The sequence below is a fragment of the Lysinibacillus capsici genome (genome assembly GCF_020217405.1).
GTDB lineage: Bacteria > Bacillota > Bacilli > Bacillales_A > Planococcaceae > Lysinibacillus > Lysinibacillus capsici.
Genome location: NZ_CP084108.1, coordinates 2,438,144 through 2,456,493 on the forward strand (window position 1 = coordinate 2,438,144; position 18,350 = coordinate 2,456,493).

Sequence of the window (18,350 nt, forward strand, 5' to 3'; positions counted from 1 at the left end):
CCTTAATTCATCTACTAGGAAGTACGCGAATAATAGATGATTCCATCTTTGTTTTAACCTTTAACGTCAGCACCATGATAATGATGATGATGAATAATAAGGTGATAAGGGCAACATCAAATGTATTCGTCATATCTTTGATAACACCAACAAGCATAGGAATGATGCCGCTAATGATATAGCCACCGAATTGAATCATCGCTGTCCATTCACTTGCCTCTTTTGGTGTAGTCGTAGCATCTAAAGGTAAAATCATTGCTAATGGGAACAAACCACCAGCACCGATCCCAGTTAACGTCGCACAGAAAATGGGCGAGATGCCGCCCAGAATTAACATCAAAATGCCAATAAAGGAGCTTGAAGCACACAGTAGCATCCAAGGCTTTCTCTTCACGCTGTTATTAATGATAATGGGAATAATAAAGCTACAAATCATTTGCATGACAGAAAAAATAGTTACCGTTGTTGCGGCGTAGGCATCACTATATCCCATATCCTGTACTTTTGGAGCGAGCCATGTCGCGAGGGAATAATAAACGCCAGATTGTAAACCGAACATGACCATAAGGAGCCAAACATATCGGTTTCCCCAAGGTAGTCGACTTTTTTGACTCGCAGATTTCTCTAATGGCTCTTGAGATTGTTTGGATTTTTTGATAATTGGAATCCAAACAATAATACCCATAAGAGCGAATACCGACCATATCGCTAAAGCTGCATTCCAGGATTGATGAAAAGCATGCATAGCAGGCACAACTAAACCAGCACTCAAAGACGCTCCAATTCCCATACCCGCAGAATATACACCAATCATCGTAGAAGAATATTTAGGAAATTCCTTTTTGATATAGCCTGAAATCAGTGGGCCTGTAATAGCAATACCTATCCCACTAAGAATAGCTGTTACTAATAAAAATAAAGGAAAAGTCGCCACTAACCGTAAAGCTGTTGATACACCAATTAATAAAACGGATAGCCCAATCGTCCATTCGATACCCCATCGTTCACTTAGTTTACCAGCCAATGGGGCAAAAATCCCCATACAAAATACGGGAAGTGCTGTTAATAAACTTACAACAACACTTGTCATCTGCAAATCCATTTGAATATTTTTCAATACTGGCGAGATAGATGTGATCGAAGCTCGTAAATTCATAGATAGTATAAACAAAGAAAAAACGCTCCAAATAATCGGAAAGTTTTTTGATTTCGCCATCACTGAAAACACCTCTTTTAGTTATTATTTGATATACTATAGTTAACTTTTAAATTTAAAAAACAAACTATAATTAATCGATTTGTATACTATAATATACTATTTATACAAAGTCAATGGGAGGGGTGCGCAGAATGCAGGAGGAAAATATCGACTTATCTGGACAAGTTGGAGGAAATTTGCGAGAAATTCGAAAAAGCAAAAGGATGAGTTTAGAGGAGCTGGCGAAAGTCAGCAATGTTAGTAAATTGACGTTAGGGAAAATTGAACGAGGGGAAACGAATCCGACTGTAAATATTCTTTGGAAAATTTGTAGAGGACTTAATATTCCGCTTGTCGCTTTACTATCTTTTGAGGAAAATATAGAGGTTCATCGTTTTGGCTCAGACTACCAATTCGTAGGTCATAATAACGACTGGTTTGTTGATCCATTATTCAAAACAAATGGGACTGAGTGGTTTAGAGGTCGTCTTGAACCGAATAGTGAATACAGCGAGTGTCACCTAGCAGGCTCCGAGGAAATTGTGCTCGTATTAAATGGGCAATTGGAGCTAAAGGTCGGAGAGAAAACCCATCAGCTAAACCAATGGGATGTCATTAAATTCAAGGGTGAAGAACTTCACACGTATATCAATCACTCGGATGAAAAAGTACATTTAATGCTGTCATTAACGTATAAGCTCTAAATAGCTTCTAGTAATTTTGTAAATTATAGCCAAGTGGATGGCTGAGAAAGTGCTTAAGTGGATGGTTTAAATTCGCTAGGAAGTATTGAAGATAGAGTCATGGATAACAACTATCCATCAAGGCTAACTACTATCATGGCAGTGTGGATGGATTCACAATTATTCACACAAGTAATGAAAACTGTAAATTGGGAAGGTGATAGAGGAACCTTGACTGCTATGCCGAGGACGTTAGGGAAGAGGTAGATCGCTAATGCTAGTAGGTTAATGCTTCACAGATGTTATTGGAAAAAATCGCTATAGCCCACTTTTAATAAAGAGGTTATAACATTCACAACACCGATTGTTAGAGTTGTCTGAAAGCTTTACCTATTCGACCAATTTCATTATTAGCTTTAGCTGCTGATGAAAAAACCAAGGCAGTCACTACTTATTATATTTTAAGGTCAACGAAAATATAGAAAGGATATAGCTACTCCTTATATATTCAATTAAAGCTAGTTAAAAGCATCACTTAGCCACCTAGCTCGGCAATACCATCAGCGCGCTAGGTGGCTGGCTGTTTTTATAGAAAGATTGAGTAAATAGTTAAGCAATACTATCTGATTATAAAAGTTTCTTGATTACTCAGTTAGTGGTGATGATATACAATATTATTTTTTAGTTACTATATTAATGCCTGCACTTGCAGTACCTATTAAATTAACTGGGAAGTTTACCATTATTGATGAGATATAAAATACCATTAATAAACAATCTCCAACTGATATAGATAAGGGTGAAATATTACTTGATGCGAAAGCAATTTGTCCGAAGGTTACTACTGGTAATGTTATAGGGGGAGTTAAATCAACAAAGGCACTTGTACCAGTGAACATATTACTTCCAACGGGTGCATGAAAAATTTGAGCACGGATTGTAACAGTTCCTTCTACTAAAGGTAATGATCCTAATGCAGAAAATGACGCTGAGATAGCTGTAATGTTACCATTACAAGGAACTGTGAAGGCTTCACTTGTGTTTCCATTTAAGTTAATGACATTATTTATAATAGAAACAGTATTTGCAGTACCGAACCCTATGCTACTTGCGAGTCCAACTAGAGCTTGAATATGTGATGTTGAATTTCCAGTTGAGAATGCAATTATAGTGTTATCAGTGGTAGAAGAAGGGTTTAAACAGTTGGTTTCTTTAGCCACAAATGGTCCTGATTGATCGCATGCTCTAAATGTTGACAATCAACTATTATATCGACAATTATCCATACAAGAACTTATCCCCTTTCTATTTTTAATATGTAGTAAAGAGTATTAGGCATGAACAATAACCTTATGTCTGGGTAGTTAATGTGAGTAAAAACACTTTCAAATGGTTCACAAATGAACTACATATAATATAGATAAGGAAGATCACTTTGAGCGACAAGTGATCCTTCTTTTTTATACGTCCAATTAAGTTTCTTTAGTCCTGAAAGATTATGATTTATAAGGAATACAGGTTTTAGTCATCGCATGTATATTTAAATTCCGGATTAGTCTGAATAAAATATCCACTTCTAACTTGCCCTGCCCAATTCTGTAGTGCTTCTTTCCACGCTACACTTTCAAAAAACTCATCTACTGTTGTTGTTTCAGAAAACCAAATTAATGGTGTGAAGGGTGCAAGGGGTCCCGCATCACCCCAAATCCCCCCAGCTTTAATCGTACTTTGTTTCACAAGAAGCAAGGGGAGCCCGTGTTGAAAAGACATGGAAGGTTCTATTTGCATGAAAGGTGAATAGGGTTCTAATTGATCCGTACGACGTGTTGGCTTTAAAAGGGCAGCTATAGTTCCGTAACTAGAGTTTACAATTCTACGGACATTTTCTAAAGTGGTGTTAGGATACTGGTCTGTATTGGGTAGTGTTCTAGGGAAAAGAAGAACCTCTTTTATTTCATTAAACATACGAATAATGAATCGCTGCTCTTGTGATAATGGTGGTTGCGATGGCCCCAGAGTAAATAGGTTCTGATGGCTAAAAAAAATAGGTATCCGGAAAAAAGCACTCGCTGCTTCATTGAAATCATCAACAGCTTTATAAAACTGATCTATTTCATTATTAGTAGCATTTTTTCTAGTTTTATTCTCACTCAATTTTTTATCACCTCCTCACGATAACTTATTCATAAGTTGGAAGGGAGGTTTGTGTTTACATACAAAATTCACTATTCATTTTAGTATTCATGAATCTTTTTAAATAGATATTTATTTCTAGGATTATATATTATTTATGAAAAAATAAAATGAAACTAATTATTCGTCTGTTCAACATTTTTGTTTCAGAAAAATCTTTGCCTGCACATTTATGGTTCTTATGAAGAATAACTTAACTCCTATTTTTCCATGTTGTAAACACCACAGAATAAAAGTGCACCTTTTAACTGTTTCTTATCAACAAAAGTTTGAAGATCCATTGATTTTGCTAGTGCTTCATTAGTATTATCGCCTTTATTCGACTGGCAATTTAAGTCCATGCTGAATCACCGTCAATAAATAATTGATTTGAGACATTGGCCTGTAAATATTTGAGCGCCTGATTAACTTGTATAATTGGTCCTAGATATTGCGGCAGAAACATTAGTGTTTCGCGTGGTCACTGCTACTTACAAGAAGTCACCCCTATCATTTACGAATTAATAAGGGAAGGATTATTTATAAAAATAACGACAACAAAAAAGTCGCATTCCAAGAATTCAGGAATCGACTTTTTGTGAAAAAATTATATAAAATACATTGAAATGTGAATAGTCTTATGATAAATTTATAGAGATAGACACTATATAATTATTTCACCGCGCATTATCCCTATCTTAATTATACAATACAATTTATTGTGTCGTCAACAATTTTATTTTTTTGAGGGGTGGTTGCGATGAAATTAACAGGGGCAAAACAGCAGATTGGGGGAACAAACACACGAAGAAGCTCCATTCTTTGACACAATCAATGGCTTCCTAAACATGTGAATGAAATTGAAAAAGATAAAGAAAGTAGGACTGATACTATATGTCAGAGAAAACCATTTCAGTTGAGACAAAAGCGCCATATGGCATGATTGCCATTTTATTTATCGGGGCCTTTGTTGCTATTTTAAATGAGACCTTACTCAACATTGCACTACCAGCCATTATGGACGAATTCGATGTGAAAGCCACTGCAGTACAATGGCTTTCAACAGGCTATATGCTAATTAACGGTATTTTAATTCCTGCCAGCGCGTTCTTCATTCAACGATTTACGGATAAAAAATTATTTATTACAGCGATGGCTCTGTTTACATTAGGTACATTTCTGGCTAGTATTGCACCTGCATTTGGTGTGTTATTAGCAGCACGTATGATCCAAGCTGCAGGCTCAGCAATCATGATGCCTTTATTAATGAATGTGATGCTAACTGCATTTCCAGTTGAAAAGCGAGGAGCTGCAATGGGGATGTTCGGTCTTGTCATGATTACAGCTCCAGCGATCGGGCCGACGCTTTCTGGTTGGATAATCGAGCATTATAGCTGGAGAATGTTATTTGATCTTGTGCTACCAATTGCCATTTTAACTTTAATTTTTGCAGCCTTTAAATTAAAGGATGTGACACCACAACGTGCCATTAAGCTCGATGTAATTTCTCTTATTCTATCAAGCATTGGATTTGGCGGCTTGCTTTATGGCTTTAGTTCCGCAGGTGAAAAAGGATGGGATCATATCCTTGTATATGGAACTATTATTATTGGGACGATTGCTTTAATTACGTTTACCCTTCGTCAGCTACGAATGGATGAGCCCATGCTTGAGTTTCGGATTTTCAAATATCCAATGTTTGCCTTATCCTCAGCCATCTCCATCGTTATTTCGGTGGCGATGTTCTCGGCTATGATTTTAATGCCTATTTACGTACAAACCATTCGTGGTATTTCCCCAATGGATTCAGGTCTACTCATGCTGCCTGGTGCCATTGTGATGGGCATTATGTCTCCGATTACAGGGAAGCTCTTTGATAAATACGGGGCAAGAAGCTTGGCTGTATTTGGCTTGATCATTACCATTGTTACGACATATTACTTCAGTAAAATTAGCATGGATACAGCTTATTCTACATTGGTGCTGCTGTATACATTACGTATGTTTGGGATGTCTATGGTAATGATGCCCGTGATGACAAATGGTTTAAATCAGCTACCAGCACACAATAATCCACACGGTACAGCTATGAACAACACATTACAACAGGTTTCTGGTGCGATTGGTTCTGCGGTGCTGATTACGATTATGAACAATAAAACAACTGCCAAGGCAGAGGAACTGGCTGCAGGTGCGATGAACAATATGAGTGCCAATGCAGCACAGGCTACGACACAGTCTGCCAGCGAAGTAAAACAGCAAATCTTAAACGAAGCCATGCTGCATGGCATCAATTATACGTTCTTCCTTTCCACATTGATTGCGGCCATCGCACTCATACTTGCCTTCTTTATTAAGCGAGTTAAGCCTAACGATAATAATCACGCAGGTGGGGAAGTTGCTGGAAAACAGGTAGAGGAATAGATGAATGGGATAAAAAAACAGGCGTTGCTTATGCTGAGCAACGTCTGTTTTTAATACAAAGAACTTTAAGAATATAAAAATTAAATTGACATAGGAAACAACTTACAATACATTTTGATTGATTCATCAATCATTTTTTTGAAGGAGTTTTGAAATGAAATCTAAATTAACTATTAATGAAAAAAAGAAAATAAAACGATCCACTATTCTAAACGCTGCCATCAAATTATACAGCGAAAATGGTTTTGCAGAGACAAAAGTGGCAGAAATAGCAAAAGAAGCAGGTGTTAGTTTTGGAACAGTATTTACATATTTTGAATCGAAAGAAGCACTTTGGAATCATTGGCGCATTTCTCTTCAAAAATTACTTATTTGAATTATTTATCGGAATATCATTTATCTCTTTGCTATCTGTATTAATGACCATTTTTTTCATTACGGAAACCTACATACCCGAAGAACCTGCTAAACCATCAAATCAAAAACAAAATTGGGCATTAAAAGAAATGTTCTATAGTTTTTCTACCGTTTTAAAAGATAAATTGTTTATGTTTTACATTATAGGAGGGGTCTTAATCCTTTCATTGGAACAGTCTTTAACAAACTATATTGGCATTCGTCTCGAAAAAGATATACCTCATCAACTATATACATTCTTCAATATAGATTTCATGCTTGATGGCACAAAGATGTTAGGCTTTCTACGCACAGAGAATACCATTCTTGTGGTTCTCTTATCCAGTGTTATATTATTCGCCTTTAAAAAATGGCGTGATCGCTGGACGCTAGTTACAGGCATGCTGATCTTTTCGATATGCTTTAGTATTTTTGCTTTTACAAATAATGTGTTAATTCTTTTTATCGTTATGTTTATTGGAACAATCGGTGAACTGATGTATGTTCCGATAAAGCAGGCAATGTTAGGCGAAATTGCACCACCCAACGCTCGGAGCACCTATATGGCTTTTAATAGCATGACCCTCTATGGAGCAATGGTAGTTTCTTCACTGCTAATCATCATAGGGGAGTGGGTTCCACCTATTTATATGGGATGCTTACTTCTTCTACTAGGATTAACTGGTACATTTTTGTACTATATAGTTACAAAAACACTAGACGTGAGAGTCTGTGAGAAAAAAGAAAGTCAAGTACCTGTTTCTCAACTTTAATTTCGATTGAATAAATTTGAAAATAACTTACTAACAGAGTCCAAAATAATTTACTTGGAAATCCTAGTTGATTAGTCAGTACAATTCGTACTGGCTTTTCTCTATGGTAGTGGGGGAGTAAAAGAATGCTATTTCCTAGTAAGAATGAAAAAGGCATTCCATCCATAGATGAAATACCTTTTCTAGTAGTTATTGAGCTAATCGTTGGATAAAGGCTTCTAATTGGACCAATGTGACATTGTCGTTCACACCGAATGTGCCGTCACCTTTACCTACGGTTACTTTATTCGAAGCAAGGATTGCTACATAATTATTTGCCCAATGTGAGCCTGCAACATCAATAAATTGTTCAGCTGTTCCTTGCTGTGTTAAATGAAATGCTTCCACTAAGACTTTAGATAGTTGCCCACGTGTCATTGGAGACCCAGGATTGAATTTTCCATTATCATCACCCGTAAAAACGCCAATTTTTTTAAGTGCCTCTGCAGCACCTGCATATTGAGATGATGGTTTAATATCTGGGAAACTTGAATTTGTATTACTCGTATCTAAATGTAATTTATTGGCTAATCGAAGAGCTACCTCTCCACGCGATGCATAAATACTAAAGTCAATTTCCGCATCTTTTACTTCTCCATAATCAGAGAAGTTGGCAATACGTTTTGCCCCTACATAACGTGAACCCCAATAATATGGGTCATTCACTGTATCTACCTTAACCCCAGAACTTGTAGTAGCTGAGATAAAATTATTGTCACCTATGTATATGCCAACGTGTGAAACACCGCTTCCAGAAGTATTAAAAAATACGAGATCACCCGTTTTTAAATTGTCTTTTGAAATGGAAGTACCTTGTTGGTATTGAGCTTTAGATGTACGCTCTAATGAAATGCCTACCTTAGAAAAAACTAACTGTGTATATGCTGAGCAATCCACACCTGTCTTAATATCCGTTCCTCCATATTTATAAGGAGCTCCAATATATGCTTTGGCTGTATTTGTTATATCTGCTATTGTTGCCGCTTTCGCATCATGAATACCCATACCTGTAAAGAACATAAACGATGCGAAAATGGGCAGTAACCATTTTTTCTTCAAATCAATCTTACCCCTTTCAAAAAGCTTTCGCCTTTGAACTAAAGTAAGAATAGCATGAAATAGGGTAGAGTTATTTTTCAATAATATTACCGATTACCCCTAAACACCAAAATTGAAACCTTAATTTTAATTGTGTAAAACTTTTGCAATAATAATGGGCAATTTTACTAAAAATATATGAAATTAATGGATTTATAGGGACATAAGTGTTAATTTAAACGTTTTATCCAATTGAAAAATCGTTATTGTAATAGTGGCTTTCTAACATAACGGTTATTTAAACAATATTATTTTTGTGTGATACTCACGTTATGACACGAAGGATGGTGGTATAAAATTCTGCTTTTATGTAGTTCCCATAACTTCAAAGTCATTTATTGCTAAATAGGAATGGTTAGCCTTAATTTATGTATTTTTGAGCAATGGATACGTTAAACTATGATAGAAATAATAAAGAAACATACGAGCGTGATAGAGAAATTAAAATCGAATGAATACTAAACGAGAAGGAGGTATTCCATTGCAGCAAATTTTTAATGAAATAATAAAACAGGACATCAAGCCATTTTCAATCAATACGGTGTGGAACTTAGGGAAAATTAGGCATCAAAACCAGAACTCATTCTTGAGCGAGTATCTGGTTTTATATTTTAGGAGTTGTTCAGTATATTATCTAGTATTCTTCCAGTTATCGGCATAAAAAAATGGAGGATATAACCACCTAAGCAAACTGTTAATAATGTACCGACACCGATGGGGCCATTAAAAATGATAGCTAACATTAAAAATAAAATATAAATAAGGGTTCTTGAGAAGAAAACCGTTTTTCTTGTTAATTCTTTGATGATCAAAGTAAGTCGATCTACAGGAATTGGTGCAAAATTTGTATGTAAATAAGTTGCCGTTCCTAACCCAACTATAACTAATCCAGTTATAAAACAGACAGCTTGGCTAAACCAAAGATCTGGTGATACTACATCGTGTAATAAAAATAACCATATATCAATCCCTATGCCAGTGATCAATGCGGTGAGCAACCCTAAAATTTCAGGCCTTGTTCTAGCTAATAGGGAATTACTACCTATTAATAGGAGAGCTAAGAGAATTTCCCAACTACCTACAGTTAGCCCCACATTTTTAGATAATCCTACTAGAAGCGCATCGAAAGGTGATGTGCCGAGTTTAGATTGTATCGTGAGCGAAATACCTAGCGTTAAAATTAAAATACCCACTACATAAAAGACATATTTCAACTAAAAGACCTCCTCCTAAATTTTTGTTGCAAATACAACAAAATTGCGTTAAATTGACTATATACTCTTTTTATTGCATTTGCAATATAAAATCTAGTAAGAGTTTACGACAAAGGAGTGGAATCAATGTCTGTTAAATTAGAGAAGTGTGAGCACGCAAATTTAAAACAGCTTCAAGCAATAAGTATTGAAACATTTAATGATACATTTAAAGACCAGAACTCCCCCGAAAATATGAAGGCTTATTTAGAGCGTGCCTTTCATAGGCAGCAGCTAGAGAAGGAATTGGCCAATTTGGATTCAGCGTTTTATTTTATCTATTATGAGGAAGAAATAGCTGGTTATCTAAAAGTAAATGTCAATGAAGCACAATCCGAACTAATGGGGGATGAGTCATTAGAGGTGGAGAGAATTTATGTTCGACATCAATATCAAGGAAAAGGGCTTGGCAAATACCTTATGAATAAAGCAATAGAGGAGGCTGTGGCTCAAAACAAAAAAAGCATTTGGCTAGGGGTTTGGGAGAAAAATGACAGTGCCATCGGTTTTTATCAGAAAATAGGCTTTGTCCAAACAGGCGCCCATTCATTTTATATGGGTGACGAAGAACAAATTGATCTTATCATGACGAAAACACTTGCCTAAATGTTATGGCAGAAACGTTGATTCACAACATTTCTGCCTGCTATTTTAATGGCTTCTATTTTTCTTCATCGCCTCAGCTAACGCATCAGCATGTGGGTTTTCCTCTTTATAAAGTTCCTTTATTATATGGGCGTAATCACTAGCATTTCGATTTTGACTTAATTTATAGGCTGCCTGCACTTCTTCCACCTTTATTTTAAACCCCTTTATTCCTTTCATTTCTTGCTGCAAAAGCTCAGGAGATAGTTTATCCCATAACACAGGATTTTCACGGAATGACTCATATTTTTCAAGTAAGCTAGTCAAATCTTGTTCTAAAGCTATTCCTTCAATCAGACTTGCCTTTCCATATACATGGACAGCTTGATAATTCCAGGTTGGTACATTTTCATGCTCATACCACGAAGAAGAGATATAGGCATGTGGACCATTAAATATTACGAGAATGTCTTGTACTTCCTCAAAGGTCTTCCATAAAGGGTTACCATAGGCTAAGTGACCAGTCAAATAATAGTCATTCTCGATTTTTTTCAGCAACACGGGTATATGGGCTGCAATTGGCTTACCTTTTCTTATTGAAACGATTGTTGCGAAGGAATTATGTTGAATAAATTCTTTGATTTCTTCTAAATCCGATACTTTATAATACTTAGGAACATACATGGAAATCTCTCCTTATACATAAAATCATCGCGAGTTTTTTGAATAAAAAAATAACTATGCAGGGATGTCTTTACATTTTCTACTCAACAATGTAGATTTTATTATAATCAATCACTGGCACCCCTTAAAAGTGCCAATAATGCTATTTTCAAAGGAGCCAAGCATCATGCTCGAAATGACCCCAAACCTGAATAATGAGGAGCCACTTTACCTTCAATTATATAACTATATAAAAGTAGAAATCCAAAATGGAAAGATAAGGGCTCAAAGTAAATTGCCGTCTCAGCGTAGTTTAGCTAAACATTTACAGATTAGTCGCAACACAGTAGATGCAGCATATCAGCAGCTTCTTGCAGAGGGCTATGTGATAAGTAGAGAGCGAGATGGACTATATGTGGTTGACCTTGAAAAAGGTTATTTTCAAGGAGGCCCTCATCATTTTGAACCACAATTAGCGACTCAGCAGAAACAAGACCGACCAGCGATTAAGTACAATTTTAATTATGGGGATATTAATCTAAAAGATTTTCCCTTTAAAGTATGGCGTAAATTATCGATGCAGAGCCTTGATGAAGAACAGGCTCATCTCCTTTTATATGGAGATCCACAGGGAGAGCTGGAATTAAGAAATTATATGACAAGCTATCTTTATGAATCAAGAGGGGTGCAATGCAGTGCAGAGCAAATCGTTATAGGAGCAGGCTTGCAGTATCTTCTGGGTATCGTATGTAACCTAATTGGACGAAATGAGCTTTTTGCTATGGAAGATCCAGGTTATTATCGCGTTCGTTACCTGTTTAAAGATAATGGTATAAAGGTGAAACCAATCCCACTTGACGAGCATGGTATTCATATCGATCCGTTGAGAAATAATAATATCAAGGCTGTTTATGTCACACCCTCCCACCAATTTCCCCTTGGAACGGTTATGCCTATCTCAAGAAGATTAGCATTACTAGAGTGGGCTAAGGAAGAAGATGCTTATATCATTGAGGATGATTATGATGGGGAATTTCGATATGCTGGAAAACCGATTCCTGCACTACAGGGATTAGATTCAAGTGATCGCGTCATCTATATGGGCACCTTTTCAAAATCTTTGATTCCAGCCATTAAGCTAAGCTATATGATATTACCTAGAAAATTAATGGATTTATTTCATCAAAACCATTACTATGTTCAAACTGTGTCTAGACTCCATCAGCATACGTTACAGCTATTTATAGAGAGTGGGCATTGGGAGAGACATTTGAATAAAACACGAAATAGTTATAAGCGAAGATATGAGGCATTACTAAAGTCCATACAACAAACGTTCGGGGAAAATGGGAAAATTTATGGAGCCAGCAGTGGCTTACATATTTTACTTGAACCAAATAATAAGATGACTGAAGAGGAATTGATTGATACAGCAAAAATGGCTGGTGTTAAGGTCTACCCAACATCTATTTTTTATGCAAATCCCTTGGTTGTTCAGCCCGCAAAGGTATTACTTGGATTTGCTAATCTAGCGGAAGATGAGATTGACAAAGGCATTAAGCTATTAAACAATGCCTGGGTTAACAGTTCTACTATGAAGTAAATCTCTTTGAAAGTTCTATTTCCACATTTCTTGTATATACATAATAGAGATAAGTGGGAGGGGAGTTTTATGCAATTTTATTATGGCCATCAAATGCCATTACGTGTATTAGATGAAGCTGAATTTTGGAAACATCAAGAAGAGGAGCATACAGTAGTAATCAGAGAGCTTGTGAAAGATTTGGAGCAGCAATATGTCGATGCGTTAAAGGAATGGGAAACAGCTTTCGCTCAAACACATCAGCAAGTTGTGAGATATATAGAAACCGTCAATCGTTCACAGGGACAAGTTTCTCCAGCTTTGTTTCAGGATATTTTACAGCTTACTTCCTTCTGTCTGCAACAGAGTGATCAATTTATTCAATTTTGCCGAACGCTTATGCAAGAAAGTCAACCGATAAGCGCCAATCCGACAGCTAAAGTTGTATTAAATCATATCATTGTAGAATCCGAATATTTTATCGGGATTGCTCAAACCATTTTATATCAACAGAAATACTAGGTCTTAGCGTCTGGAAAATGGAGTTTGGAGAAGGGACATTTGCCATACTCCATTTTCAGGTCGCTATACCCCAAAATATTAACTATTCGGAATTTTCTCTTTATATTTAAAAGAGAGGAGGCTTAATGAATAATTTTTAAGTGTATCTGTGTGAACAAAGTCATTTAAAATACTTTCAATTGAATGACAATGTTGATTGATTAAATTAATTTCTTCTATATAATTTGAATCAATCAATACTTCTTTTAATGTTTTAAACACTACTTTCTGCTCGTTAAATAAATAAACCAGTTCAAACCTAGCGTTCACTATTAGAGTGGTAATCTCGGGAAAAATAATTCGATCCTTTAGTACTTCAAGAATGGAATCCACGGATTTTACTCCTTCAATAGCTTGTAAAGCTGAAAAAACACCATTTAATAACTCTTCAAAATCAACCTTCATCAAAATCCTCCATCAATCAAAATCCTTTTTGATCATAACATTTTTTCAGAAAAATTTTAATGATTAATATTTTCCTTCAATAATGTGGAAAGACTATTTAGACAATAGTAAGTTGTTGAAAAACAAATCAATTCACATGCTTGAAGAGGTTAATAAAAATCCTTAATCTGCTCATAATCGTTTTTTTAAGATAACAACAAATAAAACATCAAGAAAGGTATTATTATTGTTTGTTTAGATTTTGTTCAAACACAGTATGCTACTATCTCAAAAGGGGTTGATTGTAAAAACTGTGAGCAATAAGATGTAAAGATACATCATAAATGATCGATCTTTGGGGGCACGGAAATGAAAAAAAATATCATAATTATTGTCAGTATAATCATGCTTTTTGTGATTGTTTTTTTGATTGGTAATTGGCAATATTTCTCCAATAATCAGCCGAAAATTATACATAAAGGTGTAGGAAAGTTAGAGGAAGAGCAATTATTAAAGCCTGTAAAGCTAGAAGGCGAATGGGCATTTTATCCAAATGTATTAATTTCTTTGGGGGATAATTTTGATAGCTATCAACATAAAAGACTGAATTTAAATGTACCCTTCAATTGGCAAGCATATGTAGAGCCAAATGAAGAGGGGCTTTCGGTGGGAACCTATCACGTCAGCATAGAGGTACCATCAGATGGATTTTATGGCCTATATATTCGAACGATTCGTCAAGCTAGTCGTGTATTCATTAATGGCGTTGAGGTAGGGGCTAAAGGAAATCCAAGTACCGTTTTAAGCGCGTATGCATCTGAAAATGATGATAAATATACCGTGTTTTCTCCTAGTGTCAATAAAAAACTAGACATTGTCATCCATGTTGCCAACTACAATTATCCTCAGGCTGGAATTGTTTATCCTATTGAATTTGGGACGATGCAGACTATTCAAAAGCATTATCACTGGAAAGTGTTTTTAGATCTAGTAGTGAGTATAGGTCATATGATAGTTGGTGCGATCTATGTTTTTACATTTTTACAGGATCACAAGCGTAAAGAAGAGTTATTCTTTGGTCTTTTTACTATTTCATTAGGTTTTTATATGTCGTTTATCAATCAAAAAGTGTTTTTCCTGTTATTTACTGATCTATCAACGGTTAATCAATTGCGTCTGCAATTAGGAATCATTCCACTTGCATTGCTTGCTTTAACATTTTTTATAAATGCGATGTATCCACAATTACTAGAAAGAAAAATTTTTTACACGCTTGCCATATTGCTTGGTATCGTGTTTGTTATGTACGGTATCTATAATCCCTTTACAAAAAATGAAAGAGCCTCTTCAGAATTTGAAATGATTATGAGAAAAATAATCTATATTAGTGTCACGGCTCCGGTTATTTTCTATAATATATGGATGCTTATAAAGGTCATGCTAAAACGTCTAGAGGCTGTGCGTTATGTACTAATAGTTATTACAGCGATTAGTTGTTATTCCATTTTACTCATTTGTAACTTTTTATTTGGGACGCCTTTTGACTATACAGAATTTTTGTTATTTTTACTAATATTATTTGGCTTTGCCTCATTATTAAATTATCGTGCCAATCAAGCTGTTTTAAAAATAGCCGCATTGTCAGAAGAATTGCTTGAACATAACCAAATGAAGAATGAATTTCTTCTGAAAACATCGCATGAACTCCGTGCCCCCCTAAACGGAATATTAAATTTATCCAGATCCTTAATGGAAGGTGCTCAAGGACCATTAAAACGATCTCAACAGGAGCAAGTTATTCTAATTCACAGTGTTACACAGCGTATAGGCCATTTAGTAGAAGATTTATTGTTTTCTTCCAATCAAATGACAGGCGAAGTAAGGATTAGTCTACGTAGTGTATCTCTGTCTGTTATACATGAAGTAGTGGCCGAAATTCGTAGTGTAATGCCCAAAAATAGTCAAGTAAGGGTAGCCGCAGAGATAAACTGGGATTTGCCAAAGATCTTCACGGATGAATTACGCTTTAAACAAATTTTATATAACTTGCTGCATAATGCGATTAAATTTACACAAAACGGAACAATCACAGTCACTGCGCATGTTGAACAGCAGCAGATGGTCATCCAAGTAAGTGATACAGGCTGTGGAATTCCAACACAAGAGTTAGATCGTATTTTTAACGCCTTTTATCAAGGAAACCATCATCATAATAAAGAAGGGTTAGGTTTGGGACTAAGTATTACTAAAAATATTGTTGAAAAATTAAACGGTAACATTTATGTGACAAGCACTGTAGAGGAAGGTACAACATTTACATTTACAATGCCTCTCTCAACATCAGAAAACGTAAGTAATGAACAAGCTACCATTACATCGCATACTGATACAGAAATACAGCTTCGATTACCTCTTATTTATAAAGGAAGTGATAAAAAAATACTGGTGGTAGATGACAACCATGTTAATATAAAAGCTTTAACGGAAGCATTAAGTTTAAAGGGATATACAGTGATCGCCGTAGATAATGGCTTTGATGCGATCGATTATATTAAAACCAATCATGTAGATTGTATGTTAATCGACCTAATGATGAATGGGATGTCAGGTTATGAGTTATGTAAACGTGTACGTAAACAATATGATATGCTGGAACTACCCATAATTATCTTAACTACAGTTATGAAGCAATCTGACTTACTGCAAACGTTAAAAGTAGGGGCGAATGATTATCTACAAAAGCCGATTTCTACCGATGAACTTTTTATTCGTATTGAATCTTTATTGGCTGTTCGACAATCATCAATCGATGCGATCGAAGTAGAAATGAACTACTTATATTCACAGGTCACACCACATTTTGTATATAACACCCTTAATACGATTATTGGTTTAAGTTATACAGATATGGAAAACACACGTGAAGCTCTTTATTGTTTAGCCACTTATTTCCGTGCAAAATTGAATGTTCATTATCGAAATAGCATTGTCCCCATTGATGAGGAGATGGAGCTTGTAAAAGCCTATTTATCGATTGAAAAAATGCGCTTTGGAGATCGTTTACGTATTAAATATGATATTGACGAATCGATACAATTAGGAATCCCTGCTTTGTCTATTCAACCACTAGTTGAAAACGCAGTATTCCATGGAATTTCTAAGAAAGTAGAGGGAGGGACCATTGAATTAAGCCTACAGAGAGAGGGACAATTTGTAAGAATTAAAATCTATGATAATGGTGTAGGAATTTCAGAAGAAAAAGTGCAACAATTGCTAAATGAAGAAAGTACAAGAATTGGCTTTATGAATCCATTAAAGAAATTTAAATTAATAAAAAATGCTAGTTTACGAATTTACAGCAAAGAAGGAAAGGGAACAACAATTGTCATTTTATTACCAGCGGGTGGTGGCACATGAATATAATGATCGTTGATGATGAAAAATTGGCCATTGATGTTTTAACGATTATGGTTAAACAACTTGCCCAATTTCAGATTAACATTAAGGGAACATTTACAAATTCAACTGAAGCCCTCCAGTTTCTTGAAAAAGAAATAATTGATGTAGTGTTTTTAGATATTGAAATGATTGACACACACGGTATGCAACTTGCAAAGCTGTTACTACACAAGCAACCATCCTTACAAATTATTTTTGTTACAGCTCATACACAATTTGCAGTGGAGGCTTTTGAAGTAGAGGCAACAGATTATTTATTAAAGCCTGTACATGAAAAACGACTGATTATAGCGTTAACAAAAGCACAGAAAAAAATGGTCGTTACGGTGGCGCCGAGGGTTGAGAAAAACTCATTATATGCGCATACATTAGGCAGCTTTTATCTACTGGATGTTCAACATAATGTGATTAAGTGGCGTACGAGAAAAGTACGTGAACTATTTTTATATTTACTATTTCATCAAAAAAGGCCTATGTTAAATGCAATTCTTTTAGAGGAATTGTGGCCAGATTTGGACTTTGAAAAGGCAGCTAGTAATTTACATACAACTATTTATCATTTAAGAAAGATATTAAAGGACAATGGCATTCAAGATCCAATACTCTTAGTCAATAATCACTATAAATTAAATGCTCAAATTCAAACTGATTATGATGAGCTGAATCAACTATTGGAGCAGGAACAACATGATGAGAAATCCATTCAGCAGTTATTGAATTGCTATGAGGGTGATTTTTTAATAGATGAGGAGTATTTATGGGTTAATCAAATCAGGCTCCGCTTAAAGCAAGCTGTATTACATGTACTTGAACAGTATATAGCACGTCCAAACGCTGCACATACTTTATTAAAGTATAATTGCCTACAAAAGCTATTAGAGCTAGACGAATATAATGAATACTATATGTTTCAATTGTTCGAATTCTTAATTCAACAAAATAGAAAACAAGAATGTATAAAATTCTTTGAATCTATAGAGGCAAAATTAGCTGAAATTGATCTCGCTGTGCCAGAAAAATTTTATAGAAAATACAACGAGTTCTTACTCAACGTTTAGAAACGATTTCGGAAAAGTAATT

At 35.4% G+C, this 18,350-nt stretch carries 17 protein-coding genes; 9 read left to right on the forward strand and 8 right to left on the reverse strand.

Translation table 11 applies throughout. The annotated features are described in order from the left end of the window. Nucleotides 1–7: 7 nt before the first annotated feature. On the reverse strand, nt 8–1,216 hold the full coding sequence (locus LCP48_RS11965; protein ID WP_039884837.1) for an MFS transporter: 1,209 nt from the start codon (nt 1,214–1,216) through the stop codon (nt 8–10). A gap of 134 nt (nt 1,217–1,350) precedes the next feature. On the opposite strand from LCP48_RS11965, the gene LCP48_RS11970 reads away from it, so the two are divergent. Beyond that, a complete protein-coding gene (locus LCP48_RS11970; protein WP_004229978.1) occupies nt 1,351–1,902 on the forward strand; it encodes a helix-turn-helix domain-containing protein in 552 nt (183 codons plus the stop codon). A 653-nt stretch (nt 1,903–2,555) separates the two neighbouring features. On the opposite strand, the gene LCP48_RS11975 is transcribed toward LCP48_RS11970, so the two are convergent. The 3 genes from LCP48_RS11975 to LCP48_RS11985 all read right to left on the reverse strand — a co-directional run bounded on the left by LCP48_RS11975 (nt 2,556) and on the right by LCP48_RS11985 (nt 4,415). Next, a complete protein-coding gene (locus LCP48_RS11975; RefSeq protein ID WP_225340216.1) occupies nt 2,556–3,101 on the reverse strand; it encodes a hypothetical protein in 546 nt (181 codons plus the stop codon). A gap of 301 nt (nt 3,102–3,402) precedes the next feature. Next, the gene (locus tag LCP48_RS11980; RefSeq protein WP_004229970.1) at nt 3,403–4,035 is read right to left on the reverse strand and encodes a hypothetical protein; all 633 of its coding nucleotides are present in this window, start codon (nt 4,033–4,035) and stop codon (nt 3,403–3,405) included. Nucleotides 4,036–4,274: 239 nt separating this feature from the next. Then, nucleotides 4,275–4,415 (reverse strand): hypothetical protein, encoded by a 141-nt coding sequence (locus tag LCP48_RS11985; RefSeq protein WP_004229968.1) that lies wholly within the window; start codon nt 4,413–4,415, stop codon nt 4,275–4,277. Between the two features lie 532 nt (nt 4,416–4,947). Between LCP48_RS11985 and LCP48_RS11990 the strand changes: the two genes are divergently transcribed. From LCP48_RS11990 to LCP48_RS12000, 3 genes are all read left to right on the forward strand, one after another. Further along, on the forward strand, nt 4,948–6,477 hold the full coding sequence (locus tag LCP48_RS11990) for a DHA2 family efflux MFS transporter permease subunit (protein ID WP_225340217.1): 1,530 nt from the start codon (nt 4,948–4,950) through the stop codon (nt 6,475–6,477). A gap of 154 nt (nt 6,478–6,631) precedes the next feature. Next, nucleotides 6,632–6,853, forward strand: a complete 222-nt coding sequence (locus tag LCP48_RS11995) for a TetR/AcrR family transcriptional regulator (RefSeq protein ID WP_004229963.1) — start codon at nt 6,632–6,634, stop codon at nt 6,851–6,853. Then, nucleotides 6,771–7,646, forward strand: coding sequence for an MFS transporter (locus tag LCP48_RS12000; protein WP_225340218.1), 876 nt, complete (start codon nt 6,771–6,773; stop codon nt 7,644–7,646). The genes LCP48_RS11995 and LCP48_RS12000 overlap by 83 nt, the downstream gene beginning before the upstream one ends. 189 nt (nt 7,647–7,835) lie before the next feature. Here LCP48_RS12000 and LCP48_RS12005 read toward each other — a convergent pair whose 3' ends face one another. Together LCP48_RS12005 and LCP48_RS12010 are read right to left on the reverse strand one after the other, a co-directional pair. Next, nucleotides 7,836–8,744, reverse strand: coding sequence for a C40 family peptidase (locus LCP48_RS12005; protein ID WP_216485367.1), 909 nt, complete (start codon nt 8,742–8,744; stop codon nt 7,836–7,838). A 650-nt stretch (nt 8,745–9,394) separates the two neighbouring features. Next, nucleotides 9,395–9,997, reverse strand: a complete 603-nt coding sequence (locus LCP48_RS12010) for a YczE/YyaS/YitT family protein (protein ID WP_216485366.1) — start codon at nt 9,995–9,997, stop codon at nt 9,395–9,397. A 126-nt stretch (nt 9,998–10,123) separates the two neighbouring features. Between LCP48_RS12010 and LCP48_RS12015 the strand changes: the two genes are divergently transcribed. Then, nucleotides 10,124–10,642 carry a spermidine/spermine N(1)-acetyltransferase gene (locus tag LCP48_RS12015; RefSeq protein ID WP_004229956.1) on the forward strand — a complete coding sequence of 173 codons (519 nt, stop codon included), beginning with the start codon at nt 10,124–10,126 and terminating at the stop codon, nt 10,640–10,642. Nucleotides 10,643–10,687: 45 nt separating this feature from the next. Here the strand turns inward: LCP48_RS12015 and LCP48_RS12020 are convergent, their stop codons facing one another. Next, nucleotides 10,688–11,305, reverse strand: coding sequence for an FMN-binding negative transcriptional regulator (locus LCP48_RS12020; RefSeq protein WP_004229953.1), 618 nt, complete (start codon nt 11,303–11,305; stop codon nt 10,688–10,690). A 166-nt stretch (nt 11,306–11,471) separates the two neighbouring features. On the opposite strand from LCP48_RS12020, the gene pdxR reads away from it, so the two are divergent. Beyond that, nucleotides 11,472–12,887, forward strand: a complete 1,416-nt coding sequence (gene pdxR / locus LCP48_RS12025; RefSeq protein WP_225340219.1) for a MocR-like pyridoxine biosynthesis transcription factor PdxR — start codon at nt 11,472–11,474, stop codon at nt 12,885–12,887. A gap of 69 nt (nt 12,888–12,956) precedes the next feature. Further along, nucleotides 12,957–13,388, forward strand: a complete 432-nt coding sequence (locus LCP48_RS12030) for a DUF2935 domain-containing protein (RefSeq protein ID WP_004229948.1) — start codon at nt 12,957–12,959, stop codon at nt 13,386–13,388. A 78-nt stretch (nt 13,389–13,466) separates the two neighbouring features. Here LCP48_RS12030 and LCP48_RS12035 read toward each other — a convergent pair whose 3' ends face one another. Further along, the gene (locus LCP48_RS12035; protein WP_004229945.1) at nt 13,467–13,832 is read right to left on the reverse strand and encodes a hypothetical protein; all 366 of its coding nucleotides are present in this window, start codon (nt 13,830–13,832) and stop codon (nt 13,467–13,469) included. Nucleotides 13,833–14,180: 348 nt separating this feature from the next. Between LCP48_RS12035 and LCP48_RS12040 the strand changes: the two genes are divergently transcribed. Both LCP48_RS12040 and LCP48_RS12045 read left to right on the forward strand, forming a co-directional pair. Next, nucleotides 14,181–17,228 carry a sensor histidine kinase gene (locus LCP48_RS12040; RefSeq protein WP_225340220.1) on the forward strand — a complete coding sequence of 1,016 codons (3,048 nt, stop codon included), beginning with the start codon at nt 14,181–14,183 and terminating at the stop codon, nt 17,226–17,228. Next, nucleotides 17,225–18,328 (forward strand): response regulator, encoded by a 1,104-nt coding sequence (locus LCP48_RS12045; protein WP_225340221.1) that lies wholly within the window; start codon nt 17,225–17,227, stop codon nt 18,326–18,328. The genes LCP48_RS12040 and LCP48_RS12045 overlap by 4 nt, the downstream gene beginning before the upstream one ends. Nucleotides 18,329–18,350: the final 22 nt, after the last annotated feature.